The 22,299-nt window shown below is 42.0% G+C and carries 20 protein-coding genes; 14 read left to right on the top strand and 6 right to left on the bottom strand.

Going from position 1 to position 22,299, the window contains the following annotated elements; genetic code table 11:
- Window positions 1-56 precede the first annotated feature (56 nt).
- The 4 genes from EGC86_RS16435 (at window position 57) to EGC86_RS16415 (ending at window position 4,060) form a co-directional block, all read left to right on the top strand.
- Window positions 57-1,307 carry a phenylacetate--CoA ligase family protein gene (locus EGC86_RS16435; protein WP_165872440.1) on the top strand — a complete coding sequence of 417 codons (1,251 nt, stop codon included), beginning with the start codon at window positions 57-59 and terminating at the stop codon, window positions 1,305-1,307.
- A 357-nt stretch (window positions 1,308-1,664) separates the two neighbouring features.
- Complete coding sequence (locus EGC86_RS16425) at window positions 1,665-2,159, top strand: PaaI family thioesterase (RefSeq protein ID WP_123778261.1); 495 nt, start codon at window positions 1,665-1,667, stop codon at window positions 2,157-2,159.
- Window positions 2,160-2,690: 531 nt separating this feature from the next.
- Window positions 2,691-3,149 (top strand): DUF2127 domain-containing protein, encoded by a 459-nt coding sequence (locus EGC86_RS16420; RefSeq protein ID WP_123778260.1) that lies wholly within the window; start codon window positions 2,691-2,693, stop codon window positions 3,147-3,149.
- 440 nt (window positions 3,150-3,589) lie between these two features.
- Window positions 3,590-4,060, top strand: coding sequence for a Dps family protein (locus EGC86_RS16415; RefSeq protein WP_011637305.1), 471 nt, complete (start codon window positions 3,590-3,592; stop codon window positions 4,058-4,060).
- A 175-nt stretch (window positions 4,061-4,235) separates the two neighbouring features.
- Here EGC86_RS16415 and EGC86_RS16410 read toward each other — a convergent pair whose 3' ends face one another.
- A complete protein-coding gene (locus tag EGC86_RS16410) occupies window positions 4,236-4,823 on the bottom strand; it encodes a TetR/AcrR family transcriptional regulator (RefSeq protein ID WP_123778259.1) in 588 nt (195 codons plus the stop codon).
- Window positions 4,824-5,212: 389 nt separating this feature from the next.
- The gene (locus EGC86_RS16405; RefSeq protein WP_102036284.1) at window positions 5,213-6,619 is read right to left on the bottom strand and encodes an alanine/glycine:cation symporter family protein; all 1,407 of its coding nucleotides are present in this window, start codon (window positions 6,617-6,619) and stop codon (window positions 5,213-5,215) included.
- 390 nt (window positions 6,620-7,009) lie between these two features.
- Between EGC86_RS16405 and EGC86_RS16400 the strand changes: the two genes are divergently transcribed.
- Together EGC86_RS16400 and EGC86_RS16395 are read left to right on the top strand one after the other, a co-directional pair.
- Window positions 7,010-8,332, top strand: a complete 1,323-nt coding sequence (locus EGC86_RS16400) for a sensor histidine kinase (protein ID WP_123778258.1) — start codon at window positions 7,010-7,012, stop codon at window positions 8,330-8,332.
- Window positions 8,333-8,406: 74 nt separating this feature from the next.
- Complete coding sequence (locus EGC86_RS16395) at window positions 8,407-8,946, top strand: response regulator transcription factor (protein WP_123778257.1); 540 nt, start codon at window positions 8,407-8,409, stop codon at window positions 8,944-8,946.
- Between the two features lie 407 nt (window positions 8,947-9,353).
- Here the strand turns inward: EGC86_RS16395 and EGC86_RS16390 are convergent, their stop codons facing one another.
- The gene (locus tag EGC86_RS16390; protein ID WP_245423173.1) at window positions 9,354-10,166 is read right to left on the bottom strand and encodes a hypothetical protein; all 813 of its coding nucleotides are present in this window, start codon (window positions 10,164-10,166) and stop codon (window positions 9,354-9,356) included.
- 179 nt (window positions 10,167-10,345) lie between these two features.
- Window positions 10,346-10,954, bottom strand: coding sequence for an HNH endonuclease (locus EGC86_RS16385; RefSeq protein ID WP_245423172.1), 609 nt, complete (start codon window positions 10,952-10,954; stop codon window positions 10,346-10,348).
- A 1,328-nt stretch (window positions 10,955-12,282) separates the two neighbouring features.
- Here EGC86_RS16385 and EGC86_RS16380 point away from each other — a divergent pair.
- The 3 genes from EGC86_RS16380 to EGC86_RS16370 all read left to right on the top strand — a co-directional run bounded on the left by EGC86_RS16380 (window position 12,283) and on the right by EGC86_RS16370 (window position 15,766).
- On the top strand, window positions 12,283-14,049 hold the full coding sequence (locus EGC86_RS16380; protein WP_123778256.1) for a protein adenylyltransferase SelO: 1,767 nt from the start codon (window positions 12,283-12,285) through the stop codon (window positions 14,047-14,049).
- A gap of 261 nt (window positions 14,050-14,310) precedes the next feature.
- Window positions 14,311-14,961: a MarR family transcriptional regulator gene (locus tag EGC86_RS16375; RefSeq protein WP_059746367.1), complete on the top strand. Its 651-nt coding sequence runs from the start codon at window positions 14,311-14,313 to the stop codon at window positions 14,959-14,961.
- On the top strand, window positions 14,954-15,766 hold the full coding sequence (locus EGC86_RS16370) for a DUF3307 domain-containing protein (protein ID WP_123778255.1): 813 nt from the start codon (window positions 14,954-14,956) through the stop codon (window positions 15,764-15,766). Before EGC86_RS16375 ends, EGC86_RS16370 begins: the two co-directional genes overlap by 8 nt.
- A gap of 70 nt (window positions 15,767-15,836) precedes the next feature.
- Here the strand turns inward: EGC86_RS16370 and EGC86_RS16365 are convergent, their stop codons facing one another.
- On the bottom strand, window positions 15,837-16,019 hold the full coding sequence (locus EGC86_RS16365; protein ID WP_123778254.1) for a hypothetical protein: 183 nt from the start codon (window positions 16,017-16,019) through the stop codon (window positions 15,837-15,839).
- A 389-nt stretch (window positions 16,020-16,408) separates the two neighbouring features.
- Between EGC86_RS16365 and EGC86_RS16360 the strand changes: the two genes are divergently transcribed.
- Genes EGC86_RS16360 through EGC86_RS16350 form a run of 3 tightly spaced genes read left to right on the top strand, consistent with a single transcriptional unit; the run spans window position 16,409 to window position 19,117 of the window.
- On the top strand, window positions 16,409-17,155 hold the full coding sequence (locus EGC86_RS16360) for a (Fe-S)-binding protein (protein ID WP_123778253.1): 747 nt from the start codon (window positions 16,409-16,411) through the stop codon (window positions 17,153-17,155).
- Between the two features lie 8 nt (window positions 17,156-17,163).
- Complete coding sequence (locus EGC86_RS16355) at window positions 17,164-18,552, top strand: lactate utilization protein B (protein ID WP_011637317.1); 1,389 nt, start codon at window positions 17,164-17,166, stop codon at window positions 18,550-18,552.
- Between the two features lies 1 nt (window position 18,553).
- Window positions 18,554-19,117: a LutC/YkgG family protein gene (locus tag EGC86_RS16350; protein WP_123778252.1), complete on the top strand. Its 564-nt coding sequence runs from the start codon at window positions 18,554-18,556 to the stop codon at window positions 19,115-19,117.
- Window positions 19,118-19,377: 260 nt separating this feature from the next.
- Here the strand turns inward: EGC86_RS16350 and EGC86_RS16345 are convergent, their stop codons facing one another.
- Window positions 19,378-20,277, bottom strand: coding sequence for a LysR family transcriptional regulator (locus tag EGC86_RS16345; RefSeq protein ID WP_123778251.1), 900 nt, complete (start codon window positions 20,275-20,277; stop codon window positions 19,378-19,380).
- A gap of 352 nt (window positions 20,278-20,629) precedes the next feature.
- Between EGC86_RS16345 and EGC86_RS16340 the strand changes: the two genes are divergently transcribed.
- Together EGC86_RS16340 and prpB are read left to right on the top strand one after the other, a co-directional pair.
- Entirely contained in the window at window positions 20,630-21,274 is a 645-nt protein-coding gene (locus EGC86_RS16340) for a GntR family transcriptional regulator (RefSeq protein WP_011637320.1), read from the top strand.
- Between the two features lie 56 nt (window positions 21,275-21,330).
- Window positions 21,331-22,209: a methylisocitrate lyase gene (gene prpB / locus EGC86_RS16335; protein WP_011637321.1), complete on the top strand. Its 879-nt coding sequence runs from the start codon at window positions 21,331-21,333 to the stop codon at window positions 22,207-22,209.
- The last annotated feature ends 90 nt before the right edge of the window (window positions 22,210-22,299 follow it).

Genomic DNA, 22,299 nt, shown 5'->3' with positions numbered 1-22,299 from the left:
AAGTACTCATTTAGAAAAACTCAAATTAAATGAAAAATCACAAATATAGGCTAACAATGAACAGCTATTTTAATAAAAATGCGTGCCAAGATGCAGATGCTCGAGAGCATTCACTATTCACTAAACTGCCTGATTTTCTTAACTTTGCTAAACATGAATGTTTACACTATCAGCAGACACTGAACAATATTGATGTTGATAAAATTGATAGTAGAGCGCTATTAGCTAAATTACCTATTACGCGAAAATCAGATTTGATTAATCTGCAAAAGCTGAATCCTCCGCTGGCAGGATTAAATGCTGCAAGCGCAAAATTTCATCGAATTTTTCAATCGCCAGGGCCTATTTATGATCCTGAACATTGTGCTGATGACTGGTGGCGACTCGGGCAAGCTTTCCATGCTGCAGGGTTTAAGCAAGGTGATATTGTTCAAAACTGTCTTTCTTATCATTTAACACCTGGCGGGTTTATTTTAGATTCGGGAGCGCGAGCCTGTGGCTGTGTGGTTATACCGGCAGGGCCAGGACAAACGGAACAACAGCTCGATATAATCGAGGATTTAAAGCCTAACGGTTATTGTGGTACACCTTCATTTTTGAAAATTTTATTGGATAAAGCAACTGCTGACAATCGTGATGTGAGTAGTTTACAAAAAGCATTGGTTACAGGTGAGGCATTACCTGTAGTACTTAGACGCGAGTTTGACGCTGCAGGAATTAGTACCTTACAAGCTTATGCTTCTGCAGATGTTGGCTTAATTGGTTATGAAACTATAGCCGACGATGGCTTTATTATTAGCGAGGATGTCATTGTTGAGATTGTGCGTCCAGGTAGCCGACTACCGGTTGCTGATGGCGAAATAGGCGAGGTTGTGATCACAAGTTTTAATCGAGATTATCCCTTAATTCGTTTTGCGACAGGAGACTTATCTGCAATCAAGGCAGGTGAAAGCGCTTGTGGTAGAACCAATATGCGAATAAAGGGATGGTTGGGACGTGCAGACCAAACCACTAAAGTTAAAGGTATGTTTGTTCATCCTGAACAAGTTGACAAAGTTTGTCAAAGTGATGCCTGTATTATAAAAGCGCGTTTAGTCGTGAGTCAGGTTAATCATAAAGACAAGATGCATCTAGTTTGTGAAGTCGTTGAGTCGGCTTTTAGTAATGGTAATGAACAGGTACTGAAAGATAAAATTGCCCAAACATTAAAGACAGTAACCAAATTAACAGGCTCAGTAGAGTTAGTACCCATAAATAGCTTACCTGATGATGGTAAGGTGATTGATGAACAAAGGGATTTTGATTAACCGTTATTCGCAGTTTTTAATCATTCAAAAATCATAATGTAATTCCAAAGGGCATTACATTAGGGTCTGTCAATCTTTCAAGGTTGTTTTTGCAGCGAGTTGTTGTTCATTACTTAAACATGAGCTACAAGGCAGAGGCTTTGTAGTGTAGTTATTCTACAATAGAAGCCGATAACGCAGTAGAAATGAACAACAAACGCTGCCCAAAGGGTTCGGCTAAAAACGATTTACTCTTTGTTGAGCGAATTTTACTTAGATTGCTAGGCAGCAATCCACTCGCCTCGATTAAAACGTTTTTATCTCGAACAAAATTTAACCCGCAAAGATCAACAGACCCTAGCATAGAAGGAAAATATTGTGAGCGAAGTTGCTTTTCAAGACTGTTATCCAGATGAGCTTAGCCATTGTTATGGCTGTGGAAAAAATAATACTGCCGGTCATCAACTTAAAAGTTATTGGCAAAGTGACAATCAAAATTCACAGGGGCTAACCATTGCTCATTATACGCCTGAAGCTTGCTATACGGCTATCCCAGGTTTTGTCTATGGAGGTTTATTGGCATCATTAATTGACTGCCATGGCACAGGAAGCGCCGCGGCGGTAGCTTTCCAGCAAGCAAATCGAGCTATGGGAACATTGCCGCCATTACGTTTTGTTACCGCGGCATTGAATGTGAGCTATATAGCGCCAACGCCCATGGGAGCTGAACTTGAATTAATTGGTACTTTTATCGAAGTAAAAGAAAAAAAAGTCGTGGTAGAAATAACCGTATCTGCAAACAATGTTATTTGTGCTAAAGGCACTGTCATAGCAGTAAAAATGCCAGACTCCATGTTAAATGTTAAATGTTAAATGTTAAATGCTCAATGTTAAAAATTAAACATGAAGTCGTTCTACACTTTTTTTGTTGAACATACAGGTGTATACATAATCTATATGGAAATGTAGTTTCAGCGCTAAGCGAAGAAATCAGGGTTGTTATTAAACTAATGTATCTTTTATTGCGCGGTTTTAGGCAATGACTAAATACTTACGTTGATGTGCTTTAGTATTAATGAGCCATCATAGGCTTAATCAGTATAAGACATTAGGGCCTGTTGAACTTTGCCGGTTAAATTTTGTTCAAGATAACAACGTTTTAATCGAGGTGCTTACCAAAGAATCGCTCAACAAAGAGTAAAACGTTTTTAGCCGAACCCTTCGGGCAGCGTTTGTTGTTCATTTCTACTGCGTTATCGACTTTTTATGTAGAATGACTACACCTCAACGTCTATTCCTTGTAGCTCCTGTTTAAGTAATGACCAATAATTCGCTGCAAAAACAACCTTGAAAGATCAACCGGCCTTTATATAAACCAATCTTTATTTCAGGAAAGCAATAATAATGGAACATTCTGATGGCGGCGTTCGTGCTGTCGCGGTGCTTGAAGCAAGCAAAGGCTTACTGGCATTACTGGTTGCCATTGGCTTGCATGTCTACACGGGCCAAAATCTGTCTGCGTTAGCGCTTGAGTTGGTGAGGCATTTGCACCTAAATCCAGCGAGTCATTACCCAGGTATTTTTATTTCAGCAGTGGGTTCAGTGTCGCAATCTAGTCTGACGTTAATGGCGTTTGGCGCGGCTGTATATACATCGGTGCGCTTTATTGAAGCCTATGGTTTATGGCATAACATGCGCTGGACCCAATGGTTTGCACTGCTTAGCGGCGCAATATATTTACCTTTTGAGCTTTATGAAATGATTCGCCATTTTAATGTGCTCAGTGTAATTGTGCTGCTGATTAACCTTGTGGTGGTCATGTATATGTATTTTGTGTTGTTTCCTCGTCGTGCAGCAATATGAGATCCACTTCAATGTTTGCTTGTACTTATTAAGATAAAAGTATTAACAGAGTTTAATGGCTAACGGTTGATCCATTAGATGATAATGTTAGTATAAATACTCACTAACATTAACGATGAGTTAGCGAAACCGTAATGAATAGATTCGAGATGATTTGGTTTACGCGAGTTTATTACGTTAATTCATGTAGACATTCAATTAATATATCTGTTTTATAAATGAACATTATTTGAATTGAGTTCAGTTTTATTAGTGGTGTGATATTTGTTTTAACAGCGTGAACTGTTTTCGTTGGTGTCATAAAACGACGACAAAGACACGCTGGGATACAATGTAAGCAAGTTGTTAGTAATTTATTGTTTAGCTTGCTGGCTTGTAATCACCATTTATACAAATGCTGTAATGTTATGACTAATTAATTCTACTTTATGAGGAATAAAATGACTGACATCGATATTGGTATAAAAAAAGATGACCGACTAAAAATAGCCGAAGGTTTAAAAAGCTTATTGGCCGACTCTTATACACTTTATTTGCAAACCCATAATTTCCATTGGAATGTCACAGGGGTACATTTTCGCGAATTACACTTAATGTTTGAAGAACATTACACTGAGCTTGCGGTAGCGGTTGATGATATTGCCGAGCGTATTCGTACCTTGGATGTGGCAGCACCGGGAACATATAAAGAGTTTGCTCGCCTGAGTTCAATTAAAGAAGTTGAAGGTGTGCCGAGTTCTGCTGATATGGTTGACTTACTGACCCAAGGCCATGAACAAGTGGTTAAAACATCGCGACAAGTGCTTAAGTTAGCCCAAGCTGCTGACGATGAGTCAACTGCTGCTTTAGTGTCTGATCGCATGCGAATACACGAAAAAACAGCGTGGATGTTAAGAGCAACTCGCAAGTAACCTGTAACGTACAGATATTTATTTGCGCAATTAATGTTGGCTAATATTATTATCTGAATTGAGACGCAACGCAGTACTCATGAAGATGTTAGCGAGCAAGATAATCAAGGCATCAACTAATACGTGAGTTAAAACGTGAATTAAAAAAGCGCCTTAATAAGGCGCTTTTTTGTGGTTAAACGCTGGCGAGTTGCGTAAAAAACTCTTCTTGCTGTTGTCTCACCATATCAACGTCATCGGTAGCTTTTAAATAAGAGCGTAAACCAATAATATTGATTTGAATTTTTTTAGCCGTAAGTTGACTGTCTAAATGGGCAGGTAAGTCGCCTTCAAGTTTAGCTTGGTCAATAATACTGGCAAATCGTTGTTCAAATTTGCTAAGCAGCTCACGGGCAACGTTTAATGTATCAAGATGAGATTCATCTAATTCAGATAACGTTCTTACCAACATGCACAATTCGCTAGGTGAACCTTCACAGCATGGTTTAATCAGTCCACGTAGATAATGAGTTAATCCAACCCACGCACGATCGTGCTGTTCTAACATGTTATTTAAATTCTGTTCGCCAGCTTGGGCATAACGAATTAGTGTTGATTGATATAAATCAGCTTTACTACCAAAAGCGGCATAAATACTGCCTGGTCGCATGTCCATAGCCGTTTGAATTTCTCGCGTGGATGTGGCTAAAAAGCCCTTCTGCCAAAACAGATTCTTTGCTCTTTCAAGTACGTCTTCGCGATCAAATTTAGAAATATTAGCCATTACATCCTCTTTTGTTAGCCTTCTATTTTACGTTAACCCTATGAGATAAGGCCAGTACCTTTTGGCAATTTTTTAATCATAACGGCTATTGCTGCTGATTATGGTTAATTATGGATGTGATATGAACTGAGCAAATAATGTCGATTAATCAACAATGCAGTTTCAATGCTGGACTAATTGAAAAGTTAATAGAGTAGGAGATAACGTAACGGTAAGCAGGCTTATTTTTTACTAGAGCTGTTGTCATAGTTCTGTTGTATTAGTGTGGTCGTAATGGCGCTATTGTAAATATAGGGGCGGAATTGAACTAATTTATTCAATTCCGCTTTAAAACTAACCACTAAATTACACTCAAGTTAACTCTATTGTATAAATACGTTGATTACAGGCTAAGACCACACACCGTCTTCTGTTTTACCTTGTATTTCTACATCGGCCAGTTTGAATTCAGGCTTGTTAGTGGTTTTAAGTTTAACTTGATAATCGCGAGTTAAATTTACGATGGTCGGGGTTAACAGCATTATGGCGCTGATGTTCACTACCGTCATTAATCCTAGCGCCATGTCGGCCATGTTCCACACTTCTTTTAATGAGGCATTCGCTCCCCAATACACCATGCTTAAATACAAGAGTGTATAAATGGTGCGGCCATAGATATTGTCGAGCTTAAATAAATGTAAGTTACTTTCGGCATAGGCGTAGTTGGCCACCACAGAAGTAAAAGAGAATAGAGTAATAATGATGGCAACAAACATATCGCCGCTTATTCCCATATGGTAAGTCATGGCGTTTTGAGTGATCCGAATACCTTCCATTTCAGAGCCAATACTGCCTTGAGCCAATAAAATCACAATCGCGGTGCAGCTACACAACACCATAGTGTCGATAAACACCCCAAGCATTTGTACGTAACCTTGCGCAACCGGGTGATTAGGAACCGGTGTTGCGCCAGCTGCGGCATGCGGCACACTACCGGCGCCGGCTTCGTTAGAATACAAACCGCGTTGAATCCCATTTTTAATCGCAGCACCCAGTGCGCCAGCCGCCGCTTCATTTAACCCAAAAGCAGAGTTAATAATATCCATCAATACTCCAGGTACTTGCTGGATATTAATAATGGTGACCACCACTGCGGATAAAATAAATGCCAATCCCATAAACGGCACCACGAACTCAGCAAAACGCGCAATACTGCGAAGACCTCCCATAACGATGATGCCAGCAATAAAGGTAATAACCGCACCGGAATATACCGGCGATAACTCGAAAGTGTGGTTGAGTGCGTCAGTAATCGTGTTGGCTTGCATGGCACTGAAACTAATGCCGTAACCCAGGAATAAACACAGCGCGAATAATACCGCTAACCAAGGTTTATTCAGCCCAGCGCGGATATAATAAGCGGGTCCACCGCGGTATTCTTTATGGTCGTCGCGCACTTTATACAACTGACCTAAAATACTTTCGGCAAATCCGGTTGCCATACCCAGTAGCGCGATAACCCACATCCAAAATACTGCGCCGCTGCCACCCAACGAAATCGCCATAGCGACACCGGCTAAATTACCGGTTCCCACACGGGCAGACAGGCCAGTACATAATGCTTGATACGAGCTAATGCCAGATTTGTCACCTTGTGTGCTGCCTTTCATCACTTTAAACATGTAACCAAAATGGCGAAGTTGAATAAATCTTAATTTCAATGAAAACCATATACCGGCAAATACCAATATATAAATGAGTACTTGGTACTCGCCCCATAGCACATTGTTGGCGAGCGATATAATGTCGTTAATCATTGAACAACTTCCTTGGTTTTATCGTTTTATTATTAGATATTTAAAAAGGTTACATTTCGAAAAAATGACCTATGAATGCAAACACCGCCAACGTCCAAATGCGTTAATAACCCTGTAAGAGGGGTTATAATGCAGTTGGTTGATTTTGTTATTTGAATCGATATGCATTGTATCTACATATTTAACGCTAGGCGAGGCGTTTTTGTTAGTTGTTAATTTTATTATTGACTAAAAAAGTGAGTCTGCTTCGCTGAATTAATATCGTTAATATTGGCACTGCAAGGGTAAATTTTTGATAAAATGCTCCACAATTGCCGTGTTGTAAGGCTCTAACATTTGAAAGCGGGTTCTTTAGCTTAATACATCATAAAAATTAGGATAAATAATAGTATGACAAATGCGAGTCTGCCTTTTAATGCAAGTCAGCAACAATTAGCGTTACTGCGATTAGTCAATTGGGGCCTTAAAATCGGCCTTATTCTGTTTGCTACCGACTTATTTGGCTTAACCACGCCTCCAGTAACCTTGTCTTACGTGCTCATATTTGAAGCTTGTTATGTCGGCTTTAGCTACCGATTTCATCGACTCAGCATGAACAACAATGGTTTGTTGTTTTTAACCTTATTGTTAGACACCTTGTTTTGGGCCACCTGGTTATATTTTACCGGTGGAGCAACCAATGCCTTTGTTTCATTGCTGTTATTACCGATTGCGATTTCAGCGATTACCTTACCCAGATGGGCACCGTGGTGCTTAACCATCGTATCGACGATATTTTATACTTTGATGATTGTTGATATCACCGAACAAAATAGTGGCTCGATAATGGACCATGACATGAGCCAAATGCCAATGGCTGCAAATCATGTTATGCCTGCAAGCCACAGTATGGACATGGGCTCGCACTATTTAGGCATGTGGTTTAATTTTGTGATTTCCGCATTGGTGTTAACCGTTACCGTAGGCTTTATTGCTAAACGCATTAGGCAAAAAAATGCCGAGCTACGTTATTTACGAGAAGCGCAGTTACGCCAGGAAAAAATATTGGCCTTAGGCACCGCATCAGCGCAAATGGCCCACCAACTGGCAACGCCGTTAGCCACATTGCGTTTACTCACCGATGAGTTAGTCGATACCCATCATGATGCAGAACAACTGGAATTGATCAGCGAAATGCAGCAAGCGTTGAATCGCTGCGAGGTCACCTTAGCAGACTTACGTTTAGCGACAGAGTCGATACGAGAGCACAAATTGACAGAGCAGCGTGTCGACAAATTAGTGGCAACCTTAACCGAACAGATAAGTTTGTTGATGCCAGAAGCGCAACTGAATATCGCCATAGCACCACAAGTTGAGTCACGTATAGTCATGACCGACATGAGCTTGTTGCCTGCATTAATGGCGTTAATTCAAAATGGTATTCAAGCCAGTGAAGATAATCAACACCAGACCCGCGTAGATATCAATATTGGTTTGTCACAACCCAATCAGCTGAGTATGACTATACGTGATTACGGTGTCGGCATTGCGACTCATTTATTACAAACTTTAGGCAGTAACATGGTAAAAAGTCCCAAAGGGATGGGCATCGCGGTATTATTAAGTCACACCAGCTTTGAGCGTTTAGGCGGTAAGTTATACCTTAAACCTCACCCAGAATGCGGCACCGAAGCCATCGTGACGTTGCCGTTAAGCGTACAAAAAACGAGTTGAAGCTATTTTAAACGAATAGAAGCGTGTCGAAGTAAACAGACGTTGAAATAAATACAAGCTGAATTGAGAACATCATGAACAAGCTATTGATTATAGAAGACGATTTAGCCCTAGCGACCATTTTAGCTCGCCGCCTTGGCAAACATGGCTTTGAGTGTAAAACCTGCCATCACGCCAGTGACGGTTTATTAATGGCCAGGCAATTTGTGCCAACGCATATCGTGTTAGACATGAAACTGGCTGAACATAATGGTTTGTCGTTAATTAAACCGTTAAGACAATTATTACCCAACGTCCACATGGTATTGCTCACTGGCTTTGCCAGCATCGCGACTGCGGTAGAAGCCATCCGTCTCGGCGCAGACAATTACCTCGCCAAACCCGTCGACACCCAAACCTTATTAAATGCATTATTAGTCACACCAGACACTACAATGACTTATGGTGATATTGAAGAACTACCACTTAACCCCAAACGGGTCGAATGGGAACACATTCAACAAGTCCTCGCCACCAACAATGGTAACGTATCAGAAACTGCCCGCCAACTGGGCATGCACCGCAGAACCTTGCAGCGCAAATTGCTGAAAAAGCCAACGGCAGATAATCGGTAGAATAGGGGAGTTGGGTGTTTGTCCTACTTTGGACAAAGGGTGTTTTTAGATATTGCTTCATGGCCTGCGGCCACTAACGTCGTGGCGCTTCGCCCACACCAGACCAAGAGGAAACCAACGGCTGTTCCCTCTTGGAACTCCCAGCCGCCCCGCAACATTTTCGCTATTTACAAAATAAGAGCTGCGAAAAGTCGCCATGGGGATTTATCCAGCTTTGAATCTCGTTTGTAATAGGCCTCGGCCTTACTCGAAAATGCTAACGCTTCCGATGGGGCGTCCCTTCCCCTCGAAAGCTAGCTGGCCGTCCATGGCCAGCTCACGTCATTTTCTTCAACGGCCTCAAGTTCAGAGTTGAATTTATCCATTTATAGGTTACAGGCACTAACTCATTTTTGGACAAAAGCTTGTTAGCCGCTGATTTGCTCGTGCTCATCACTGAATTCAATATAAGTCCTCCTTTTAACCGTCATTGGCAAATCGATGAGTGCTTGAACAGGTATTATTTGGCTTATATCTGATAAATCTCCGATATTAAATTCAAATGCTCCTCTATTATTCAGGCGATGATCCTCAACACCAAAAGCGATCCTAAACTCCATTTGCCATGAGTATTTAGTGTCTTTTGTGTATAAGCCTATTGGACCAGAATAGCCTTTGAGAGACATGTAGTTGACGATTCCATATCCATCATGAAAAATCTTAGAGCCGAACGCATCACTTTCTTTGCTCAATGCAGCATTTATTCGACTTGAGAATTCTGTGGGCTTAGTTATAAGTAATAAATGCGAGCCAAACTCAAGAAACTTTTCATCAAATATAATTTGATTATCTTTTTCTCCAGGAATAACACCATATTGACCATCACCCAGAGCTCCCATGCAAAATAGCATTGTATTTTTGGGTCTTGGGAATTTCGCTGTCAATATAGCCTCTTCTCCGAGGTCTATTTCTTCTCCATTTCCTAGTTTAAGAGCTAGTGTAGAGAAACCTTTTTCATTTGGGCCAGCTCTCAAGATACCATAGACTTCTTCATGCTCATCAACACGGAGTGCTAGTGACTCCTCATCTTTCAGATTGGAAAAATAATCCAAACTATTCATATACAAAAGGCCATTTTGCATTTGAAGAAGCCTCTCATATGAGGAAACTTTGAACAGCATCCAAAAATCAGTTCGAGGGGAATCCATCTTTAAAAAATCTTGTTTTTTTTGTATTTCCATATTTACTTCAACAGTGATTTTAGAGGCGGCTAACGTCTTAGTAAAAGACTTGTGTAGTGATAATTGTCACTGGTCATTTGATTAGTACCTGCATAACTTATTTTGGATTGAAATTAGTTAGAGCAGAATAGTTATTTACAAAAAACAAAGGGATTAGTTTTTATCGTCAGTTTAAATTTTTAAACAGATATTATACTAATTAATTCTTTTATGGTAAAAGGCGGGGTCTTCCTGTGCAACATTGCATGACAGTTTGGGCAAACTGGCACTAAATCTATTATTGGATTTACAATGTATTGCTTACCGACTTGTGCCAACGGAACAAGATGATGAACATGTATGAAACCTTCACCAATGGCTCCATAAATCAATGAAAAATTAAAATTACAAACTTTGCAAATAGCTTTGTGATAATCAATGCAGGCTAACCTAGCATTAATATCTCTTTCGTATTTGTTGACCTTTATATTTGTCACCATACCTTCCGTATAAGTAACAATCTCTTCAGGGTAAACAGATTCTTTACTGCTGGAACGATTAAACCAAAAATATGCCCTTAATGCAGATTGACAGTTCCTAATTGAGCTATCAGACATACGTGTTTTTAATACGTATAGTATACTTTTAACTTCTTCAATATGGCTGAATTGATCACGAGTGATATCAACGTTTATTTCCTTTTTTATACTATTGAGATCATCAATATAGCTATTTGCTGCCTCTGCTGTGAGCTTTCGACTTTTCTTGTAAATTAAATAATTTTTAAATAACTCTTCATCTTCAATCACAGATGCTCCAATTTAAAGTAGAATTAATTCTAGGTTTTTAATTAGTTTGGTCAGAGTAATGTTTATAGGGGAATTGATAGGCACATGTTATTGAATGGCTTTATCCTCCCTAAATGGTGCGCTCGATGATTCTGTTCGAGTTTACCCAACTTTATCCTTAAGTTTTCATACTTTAATCTACTTTATAGCTTTAATTCAATATTTTAATAAAAGTTATATTGGGTAGTTCAAGTAGGTCCGTGACTTCACTCTAATCAATTGCCTGCCGCAGGCCTATTGCTGATAATTCAGCGAGACGCTGCAAGCACTTCCATGTGGGCTTAACCAAAGCATCCTTGCTTTGGATACTCGCTGACTCATCTACACCTGAAAATTTTCGCTTCTTCGGTTTAACTTTATTTGTAACAATTCCATAAGAGAAGCTTGGATCTACAGTTTGAATTCAGGTCATCGAGAAAAGGCCGTGAGCTTGGCATGGATGCCACGCTAGGTTTCGTTTGTCCACGGATGGCCTATCTGATTTGTTAGGGCTTTTTGACAATGGCCGGTGCAGGATGGAATCCTGCGATGTTAATCCAAAGCAGTTTGGAAATACTGAAAGAAAACCTACGGTCTAAATTTGTTGTGGGCGAAGCTCCGATACTTTGATTTGTCCAAAATAGCAAACTCACTTTGGGGCAAAAACGAGTTAGTTTTCTTGACTTGGAAATGGTGTGATTCAACTCTGAACTTGAGGGCGTTGAAGAAAATAGCGTGAGTCCTGACATGGATGTCAGGCTAGCTTTCGAGGGGAAGGGACGCCCCATCGTAAGCGTTAGCATTTTCGAATAAGTCCGAGGCAGGATTCAAATGAAGTTAAAAGCTGGATTACTTTCCGTCGCAATTTTTTCGCCGCTATTGTTTTGTAAATAGCGAAAATGTTGCCGGAACGGCAAGGGTGATCCAAGAGGGGATTGCTGTTGATCCCCTTTTGGCCCGTGCAGGGTGGAACCTTGCGATCTAATTCAAACGAAGTTTGATAAATCTGGTGTGGGCGAAGCGCCACGACGTTAGTGGCCGCAGGCCATAGCAGATATGATGGATCATCATATGACATGATATCAATTTTACAGATGCAGCAAGCTAAGCTTTCCATTAGTATAATGAGTCGTTACCATGGGTGTCGGTTCCATCCATTTCTCTCAGGCTCTTTCTAATTATACCGCGCAGGCCTTCGACATATATGCTGAAAAGATCCGCTTCCAGAAATCTAACAAATCGAATCATCGTCGACACGATGAACCATCAAGTTGTGAACAACCCTTCGACTCAAACAACAAGGTATCCCTATGACTAATCAACTGTCCCAGCAAACTCCCGTTACTGTCGAGACAGTCGACGATCTCGCTAAATTGGTCAACTACTCATTGATGGACACGCTCAACAGCGATCCTGACGCGACAGCTAATGGCGACGACCACGCGCCGCGACAAGTATTCTCTGGCCACTACGTTCCTGTTAAACCGACGCTGATTGAAAATCCAGAATATGTAGCACACAGCAGCAGCTTATTTGCTGAATTGGGTTTTGCTGACAGCATGGCGCAGTCTGCCGATTTTATGGGCATGTTCTCTGGTGACCTGTCGAACGTTCCAGAGCCAATGAGCAAGGTCGGGTGGGCGTGTGGATATGCATTGTCCATTTTTGGTACCGAATACATCCAACAATGTCCGTTCAGAACGGGTAATGGCTACGGCGATGGTCGAGCAGTTTCTGTGCTTGAGGCTGTGATTAATGATAAACGCTGGGAAATGCAGCTTAAAGGCGGTGGCCGCACGCCATATTGCCGCGGTGCGGATGGTCGCGCTGTGCTGCGATCCAGTGTGCGTGAGTTTCTCGCGCAAGAACACATGCACGCGCTTGGCGTACCAACGTCTCGATCGCTGAGTTTGTATGTATCTAAAACCGAGACTGTGCAGCGGCCTTGGTATTCTGAGGGCTCTAACGCACAAGACCCTGACCAAATGATTAGTGAGGCGGTTGCTATTTCAACACGTGTGGCACCCTCGTTTATTCGGGTTGGCCAACTTGAGCTATTTGGTCGCCGTGCCCGCACGCAGGAACACCCGCAAGCGATGGCAGAGCTTGAACTGTTGATGTTGCATTTAATTGATCGTGAATACGCTGATGTTATCGACCAAAAACTCACTAACGAACAAAAAGTGCTTTTGCTGGCGCGTGAATTCCGTAACCGTTTAACTTCATTGATAGCGAACTGGATCCGTGTTGGTTACTGTCAGGGCAATTTTAATAGCGACAACTGTGCTGCTGGTGGCTTTACGCTCGATTACGGCCCGTTTGGATTTTGCGATGTGTTCAATCCACAATATCAACCATGGACGGGTGGCGGGCAACATTTTGCATTTTTGAATCAAAGCGTGGCAGCAGAACGTAATTTCTTGATGTTTTGCACCGCATTAAGTCCATTATTGATGTCTACACCAGATTATCTAGAACAGCTCCAGCAGTTGGTCGATGGTTTTGCCACTGAGATGCAAACAAAGATGGAGCAGATGTGGGCGGCCAAGCTTGGGCTTAACACTTTTGATGCGGCGTTATTTAATGAGCTTGAAACGCTGATGCTGCAAACCCCAGTGGATTACACTCTGTTTTTCCGAGAGCTTTCGTCGTTGCCTGATGATATTGGTTCACTGACTAAAAGCTTCTATCGAGACTTAGCGCAAGGGCCAAAAGGGTTGGAGCAACGCTGGTCTGCTTGGTTAGTACAGTGGCAAACACTATTAGGCACCGAGGGCAATAGCACTATGCTTATTGCAGACGCAGACGCAGACGCAGACGCACAGCCACGTAACCGTGATGATATTATTGCGCAGATGCAACGAGTTAACCCTAAATATACTTTACGCGAGTGGTTGTTGGTGCCTGCTTATCAGCAAGCCAGTGTTGGCAATTATGCACTTGTTCGAGAATTGCAGAAGGTGATGACCCAGCCATACGCAGAGCAGTCTCAAGAAATTGAAGACAAATACTATCGACTCAAGGCATCTGAGTTCTTTGGGGTAGGTGGATGTTCGCATTTAAGCTGCTCGTCGTAATGGTGAGATAATCTATCAGCTTTGATTGGTGTCATGCTTTATGCCACCTGCGTCAGGATTGTTATCTCAACGTATCTGACTATTAGGCTGGTATATTATCATTAGCCTAAAGCGGCTAAATGTTTATTTTTAGCCATAAACGGCTAAATCAGCCTGTGTGCTATCAATGCTCTTAGTCGTTATTAGCCAAAAATGGCTAAACTTGCATTATTAGCCATTTTTGGCTAAATTGGTCTAAGTCTGCAAACAAAGGAGCGTTATGTGGAGCCTACCAATAAACCTATAGCCGTGATTGTTGGCGATGTTGTTGACTCAACAAAGCTAACTTCTGCGCAGTTTGAGCAACTACTTAAACGGATCAAATCTATCCAGACATGGATTAGCGAGGGGCATAGCGAAAATGCGCACAGTATTGAGCGCGGTGATGAGTTTCAGTCTGTCGTGCATGATATTGAAAATGCGTTGAGATACACCGTTATATACCGGATTGGTATTAAGGCGCTTGGTAAAGCATTTGATAGCCGGATTAGTTTTGCAATTGCGGCAAATGCCGATTTACGTGAGTCGGTGTCGGAGTCGATGGGGCAAGCATTTGTGCTGTCTGGCCGCGGACTCAGTGGCCTTAAGAATGACCGATTATTGTTTAGCTCCGATAGCATCGCTCTCACTGAGTATTTTGACTTACTGTTTAAGTACCTTGATAAGCAACTTAACGACTTAACTGCGCGCCAATGTGAAGTGATGTTGCCAATGCTTCGAACCAATGAGGATTTGTCGATTAGTGAGTTAGCTGACATGCTTGATGTGGCTACAGCCACTGTCAGCAAGTCACTTAAAGCGTCTGGTTGGCCGTTGATCCATGAGTTAAATTGTCGGTTTATAAAGAAAGTCGCGGGGCTCAAGTATGTTTGATTTTTTCAGCGTGCTCATTCCATTTTTATTAATTCACACCATCTGTGACTTTTATCTTCAGACCGATCGGTGGGTAGAAGCTAAAAAAGCTCACACTTACCGTTCACCTGAGTTGTACCTTCACGCGGCTTTACAAGGTGTTGCATTATTACTGCCTGCAATGGCACTAGGAATTGATTGGCGTTCAACGGTTTGCTTAATCGTTATTGTTGCGGTAAGTCATTTTATTATCGATTTATGGAAGGTCACTACACCAAAGGGAGATAAGTTAGCTTACTTTGTTATTGATCAGGCTTTGCATGTTTCGGTATTGGCAGCGATTGCTTTTCATGTTGCAGATGGCGCATCTATGGAGGCAGTGTTACAGCATGAACGTTTCTCCGATGGCGTGTTGGTGGTGTTTGCTTATGTACTCATTCTAAAGCCAACTTCAATTGTAATTGGCGCTGTGTTGAATAAGTATCCCATCGTTGACTCAGTAATGGACACTGACGCCGTTACCGACACAGATGTTATTACAGATCCTGTTAGTGATAAGACAGCAAATGTGAGCGGCCTTGTTGCGGGTGGCGAGTTGATTGGTTACCTAGAGCGATTATTAATACTGACGTTTATGTTGGTGGGCAGCTATGCCGCAGTGGGTTTTGTATTAGCCGCTAAGTCGATATTCAGATTTGGTGAGTTAAATCAATCAGCCAACCGAAGCATGACTGAGTATGTACTGATTGGCTCACTGATCTCTGTTGTCATCACAACCTTAATTGGGGCGCTAGTCTCATTGGGTGTAGATATAAAATTTAAGTGAAATAACCATAAAAAAAGGCCTCTATATCAATAGAGGCCCAATAATCTTATTCAGATTTAAAGTGATACCTTTAATCAGCCGCTATCCCCATTCCCATAGCAGATAGAGGCTGAGTAAAGTCACCAAGCATTGAGTAGACATTTGATTGCGACTCAAAGCCATCAACCAAACAACGCCAAAGTATGTACCAAAAATCGATAACGTCAGTTAGATATAAGTTATTAAAACGGGGGATGTTTCCGACGTTATCCATCACATGAGTGTGCTTAACCTCAACCATTCTGACAATATAAAAACACCAAACTGCGACACAATGTCGCAGGCTACTGACTTGAATTAATGAACAATGTTAACTACTGGTTGCCATTCATCGATGTATACCATGGTGTTGCACTTATTTATTGCTGATTCATCTGTGAGCAGCGGTTTTTGTCGTTATTGATGTGAGCTTTTGGTGCTGATGAAAGCGTATTCAGATCAAAAGTGGAAAAGTCTGCCGCGATATTTGCTTAATTAGCACTACATTTTATAAGGGTATAGGCATACATTGATAACTCGATAATGAGTCGTTAGCCATTGCTGAGTTGATTTTAAACTCACTCAGATGATGTGTAATAACGCGCCTGGGGATAATACCAACTTATGAAAATAGCACTATTTATACCGTGTCTAGTGAATCAAATGATGCCAGAAGTGGCCATTGCAACGCTGACATTATTAGAAAAGTTAGGCCACCAAGTCATATTTCCTAAGGGTCAAACATGCTGTGGTCAGCCGATGACAAACTCGGGTTGCTTTGATGAAGCAAAAAACACCACCCTTAAATTACTCAACGCTTTTAAAGGTGTCGATTGTGATGCCATTGTGTGCCCTGCAGCCAGTTGTCTGGTGGCGGCTAAAGAAAACTTCCATGAGTTTGATGGCAGCCAAGAAGCCCAAGAAGTTATTAGTAAGCTTTATGAGTTAACGGAGTTTTTACACGATATTGCCCCGATTAAAGCATTTGCCCGCCCTGTAGCGGCCAAAATAAGCATGCAAATGAGCTGTCATGGTATTCGTATGCTTAATTTAGCGACGCCGACAGAGCAAATGGGTAAACAACGCTTTAATAAAGTGGAAGCGGTATTGGGTAACATTGCCGGGCTCGAGATTGTCTATCCTGCTCGTATTGATGAATGTTGTGGTTTTGGCGGCACGTTTGCCGTTGATGAAGGCGCGGTGTCGGCCAAAATGGGTAAAGATAAAGCCCAAGCTCATGCGGCAACGGGTGCTAAGTATGTCGTGGGGTTTGACCCTTCATGCTTGCTGCATTTAGATGGCATGATCCGTCGTCAAAAATTACCGATTGAAACCCGTCACATTGCCCAAATCATTAATGATGCTTTATAGGAGCCACTATGACCGAACTATATACCGCATCGGGTTCTAAGGTGCATGCCCATAAAGCTGATATTTTTTGTCGCGATGAAACCCGAGTTGATTGGCATTCTAAAGCCCTGTGGGCATTACGTGAAAAACGTGATCGCGCTGCAGGCAGTTTGCCTGAATGGGAACAACTAAGGCTGCTTGGCTCGCAACTCAAACTGCATACTTTGAGCCATTTAGCCCAGTACCTTGAGCAATTTGAACAACAATGCTTGAGTAATGGCATTAAGGTGCATTGGGCTAGCGATGCCCAGCAACACAATGAAATTGTTCATGGGATTTTAGCGAAACATAAGGTTAAAAAACTGGTTAAATCAAAATCGATGTTAACCGAAGAATGCCACATGAATCCGTATTTAGAACGCCACGGTATTGAAGTGGTTGATACCGATTTAGGTGAACGAATTATTCAGCTCGCCAATATGCCACCTTCGCATATTGTGGTGCCCGCTATACACATGAAAAAAGAGGAAGTGGGCGAGTTATTTCATCAACAGTTAGGCACTAAAGCGGGTGAGTCTGATCCGCTGTATTTAACCCGTGCTGCTCGCGCGCATTTAAGAGAGAAATTCCTTACTGCAGATGCTGCCATGACCGGTGTCAATATGGCGATAGCCGACCAAGGTGCGATTGTTGTTTGTACCAACGAAGGTAATGCAGACATGGGCGCTAACTTGCCAAAGTTGCAATTGCACTCAATGGGCATCGATAAAGTGGTTCCTGATATGGATTCTGTTGGGGTGTTGTTGCGCACGTTAGCCCGCAATGCCACAGGGCAACCTATTACCACTTATTCATCGTTTTACCGTGGCCCACAAGAGGGCGGCGAGATGCATGTGATCATTGTTGATAATGGTCGCACTGAGATGATGAAAGACAAAATTTTAGCTGAGTCGTTAAAGTGTATTCGTTGCGGCGGCTGTTTAAATACCTGTCCTGTGTATCGCCGTTCAGGTGGTTATAGCTACAACTACACGATTCCTGGTCCTATTGGTATTGCGGTAGGTGCTAAGCATGACGATACCAACTCAATTCCTTGGGCCTGTACGTTATGCGGCAGTTGTACTTATGTGTGCCCAACGATGGTGCCGTTAGATAAAATTATTGCCCATCATCGTCGTTTGAAAGCAGAAGCTAAGAGGTTGCCGTATGGCAAAGGTGGCTATATGCCGTTAGTGGGCCGTTTTATGGCTAATGAAACCTTAATGAATACCTCTATGTCTGCAGCAAGATTAGCACTGCGAGTATTACCGGGGAGTTTACTCAAGCCGTTTAGTGGTGCATGGGGTAAATATCGCGAGTTGCCTGTCGCACCAGAGTCAAGCTTTGCCAGCTGGTATAACAAGAATCGGAGCCGTTAATATGACGAATAAACACACTATTTTATCTGCACTAAAGCAATCGGCTTTGGATCAACATGCTATGCCTGCCATGGATGTTGTTGCTAATAATGATGATCTTGTCGGCCAATTTAATGCAAGTTTGAACACAGTAGCGGGCACGCTGCATAGTGAAGGCGGTTTAGCAGCGTTACAACAGGCAGTAGATGAATTGATCCAACAAAATATGCAGGTGATCTCGTTATTGGACGGTATTAAAGGTAATCGCCAAGTGCCTGAGACCGCTCACGATCTGGCTGATATCGATTACGCCGTGATCCCTGGCGAGCTTGGTGTAGCCGAAAACGGTGCTATTTGGGTTAATCAACCCAGTCATCGAGTGACGCCTTTTATTTGTGAAAATCTAATATTGGCGTTGGCCAAAGACAATATTGTCGCCAACATGCACCAAGCGGTTAAACAAGTGGCACTACAGCCAGGCGAATTAGGATTATTTATTGCGGGCCCGTCTAAAACCGCTGATATTGAGCAAGCATTAGTGGTGGGGGCTCATGGTGCCTGTAGTTTAAATGTGTACTTATACTAGGCATTAGTGGCTAGTTATTAGTCGCCATCTGTTAGTTGCCAGTGATGTCATTGACTGAGTGTTTCAGTTGATGGCATCACGTTAACCTATAGCGATATTAATCTAACCGTTTAAGTTAGAGTAATCTGCTATTAATCAAAATTTTCAGTTTCATATTCCAATTAAAATTCAACTTCCAATTCCAATTCCAATTCAACTTCGAATGTAGATTTAACTTTCACTTCAAACTCTAAGCATCTAAGTCTCAAAAATCGAATCGATTAGAACAAGTCGAAGATAGTGGCAGCACGTTGCTGAATAAACTCAATAAACAATTTTACTTTTAAGGGTTGTTGACGACGTTGATGATACAAAATACTGATACGTCGATGCTCACCAGCCCAATCCGCTAACACAGGCACTAGTTCTTCATTCAATAGTTGTGGTTTAACAAATAATTCTGGCCCATATAAAATCCCGCCATCACCGACAGTTGCCCGTATTGCGCCGTGTAAATCCCCTAGGGTTAATTTAGCGGGTCCATCGTAATAATATTGTTCACCACTGTGATGTTTTAAGGTCCAGTTAAACAGCGGCCACACTTTAATTAACTGATAACCAACCAGCTGCTTTGGGTGGCGAAGCTCAATGAGTTGCTTGGCATACTCAGGTGATGCATACAGGCCGTAATTTAATACTCCCAACGATGTTGATACCCAAGATGAGTCCGGTTGCGCGCCACCGACAATGGCGACGTCGACTCCTTCATCTATCAAATCAATGGTGCTGTTATTTTGGGTGATGTGCAGTTGAATGTGCGGATGTTGTTTGGAAAAGTCATTGATGGCCTCAATTAATATCATCGAGGTTATCGAAACGGGTGTCGATATTCGTAGGGTGCTTTGCGGCTCATCAATAGTTTGACCACAAATACGATCAAATTGCGCCACCACATTATAATAACGGTCAAATAACGCACCACCTTCTTCAGTTAATCGAAGTTTACGGGTACTGCGCATTATCAACTGAGTATTGAGGCTTTGTTCTAATTTGCTAATTTTGCGGCTAACAGTGGCAATGGGCAACTTTAACTCTTGTGCTGCAGGTGAAAACCCACCGGCATTAACGACATGGACAAACAAATGGATCAATTCAAGTTGGCAGGCTAAATGTTGGCTCATCAAGAGACCCTTATTGTATTTATTGTTCTATTTATTGTTGGATTAATCGATGTCTCAATCACTTTATAAAGATGAGTGTAACCCAACATAGTGTGTACAGATAGCTGAGTAATCATCGAACCACAATGGCGTGATGAGTCATACTGTGGCGGCTAATATTAGCATGGGCTGACTTAAGGTTTATTGAGTGGTGTCATAAATTGGTAATAGCTAACGCTTTATGATGAAATGGAATAATTGTCGACAAAAAGTGCCTTTTGGGGTTGTTATACGATTTAAAGGTGCTATATTGTCGACAACTTGTTTTGTGTAGCTGTTTTTAATGTCAGTTTTTATTATCCAAGGTATGAATATGATCCAGCCGATTACTTCTGCAGATAAGACCTTTGTAGCCCTTAGAGACGATATAGTCGAAGGTCGTATTCAGGCCGGCTCAAAATTGAGCGAAACTGAATTGTCGACAAAGTATGCCGTGAGTAGAGCCGTGATCCGTGAAGCCATTAACCGCTTAGAGTCGTGCCATATTGTTGAGCGTAAAGCCAACGTAGGCGCTCGTGTGGTGGCGTTATCTCCACAAGGGTTGATAGAGCTGTATCAAGTGCGTGAATCACTTGAAGGCATGGCGGCACGTTTAGCGGCAAAGAACATGACTGATGATGAAATCGCTGATTTGAACCATTTATTACAATCCCACTTTGACGAGGTCAAAGGCGGCGAGTCTTATTATCAAGAAGCCGGTGATGTTGATTTTCATTATCGGATTATTTTAGGCAGTAAAAACAAACACCTAATTTCAATGCTGTTTGATGGCATTTATCATTTAGTGCGCATGTATCGCGTACAACTTGGCATGGCGGGTCCGCGTGTGACCACCGCTTATGATGAACACAAACACATTGTTCAGGCCATTTTAAATCGTGATGCAGAATTAGCTGAAATGCTGATGCGTCGCCATATTATGTATTCTAAAAATAATATCGAACACAAATTATCGTAATGTCTTGCGTGTGGCGTGTTACGCCCACGGTCATAATTGCATATAAGGAAAATATCATGAGCGCAGGTAAAAAATTTCGTCAAGCATTAGCTAACAACAAACCACTGCAAATTGTCGGTACCATTAATGCTTATGCCGCCATGATGGCCAAGCAAATTGGTCATCAAGCCATTTACTTGTCTGGTGGCGGAGTGGCTAATGCCTCTTATGGTTTACCCGACTTAGGCATGACATCACTCAATGATGTACTGGTTGATGTGCAACGAATTACTTCAGCCTGTGACTTACCTTTGCTGGTGGACATTGATACGGGTTGGGGCGGGGCATTTAATATTGCCAAGACCATTCGTGACATGGAAAAAGCCGGCGCTGCAGCGGTCCACATGGAAGACCAAGTGGCGCAAAAGCGTTGTGGTCATCGTCCAAATAAAGAAATAGTCCCAGTAGAAGAAATGGTCGATCGTATTAAAGCGGCGGTTGATGCCCGTACCGACCCAGATTTTTTCATCATGGCGCGTACTGACTCGTTTGCTCAAGAAGGGTTAGAAGCCGCTATCGAACGTGCTAAAGCGTACGTGGCAGCGGGTGCTGACGGTATTTTTGCCGAAGCAATTAAAACAGAAGAACATTATCGCGCCTTTGCTGAAGCATTAGATGTGCCTATTTTGGCTAACATTACTGAGTTTGGCCAAACTGAATTATGGAATAAGCAACAATTAGGCGAGTGGGGCGCGGCAATGGTGTTGTACCCATTGAGTGCATTCCGTGCAATGAACAAAGCGGCTGAAAATGTTTACAGTGCAATTTTAACCGATGGCGACCAAAAAGCAGTGGTAGATACCATGCAAACTCGTATGGATTTATACGACTATTTGGGTTATCACGATTACGAACAAAAATTAGACAGCTTATTTGCCGAAGGTAAAAATAAATAACGGCCTCAGTACGACAGCAAGACTCGATTACAACTAAAATAACAATACCCTACAATCGCGATTTAGCATGGCTAAATCGTGAAAAGCATA

The organism is Shewanella frigidimarina (assembly GCF_003797125.1).
GTDB lineage: Bacteria > Pseudomonadota > Gammaproteobacteria > Enterobacterales > Shewanellaceae > Shewanella > Shewanella frigidimarina.
The sequence above is the reverse complement of the archived record's forward strand: the minus strand, read 5'-3'. Positions and strand labels throughout refer to the sequence as shown.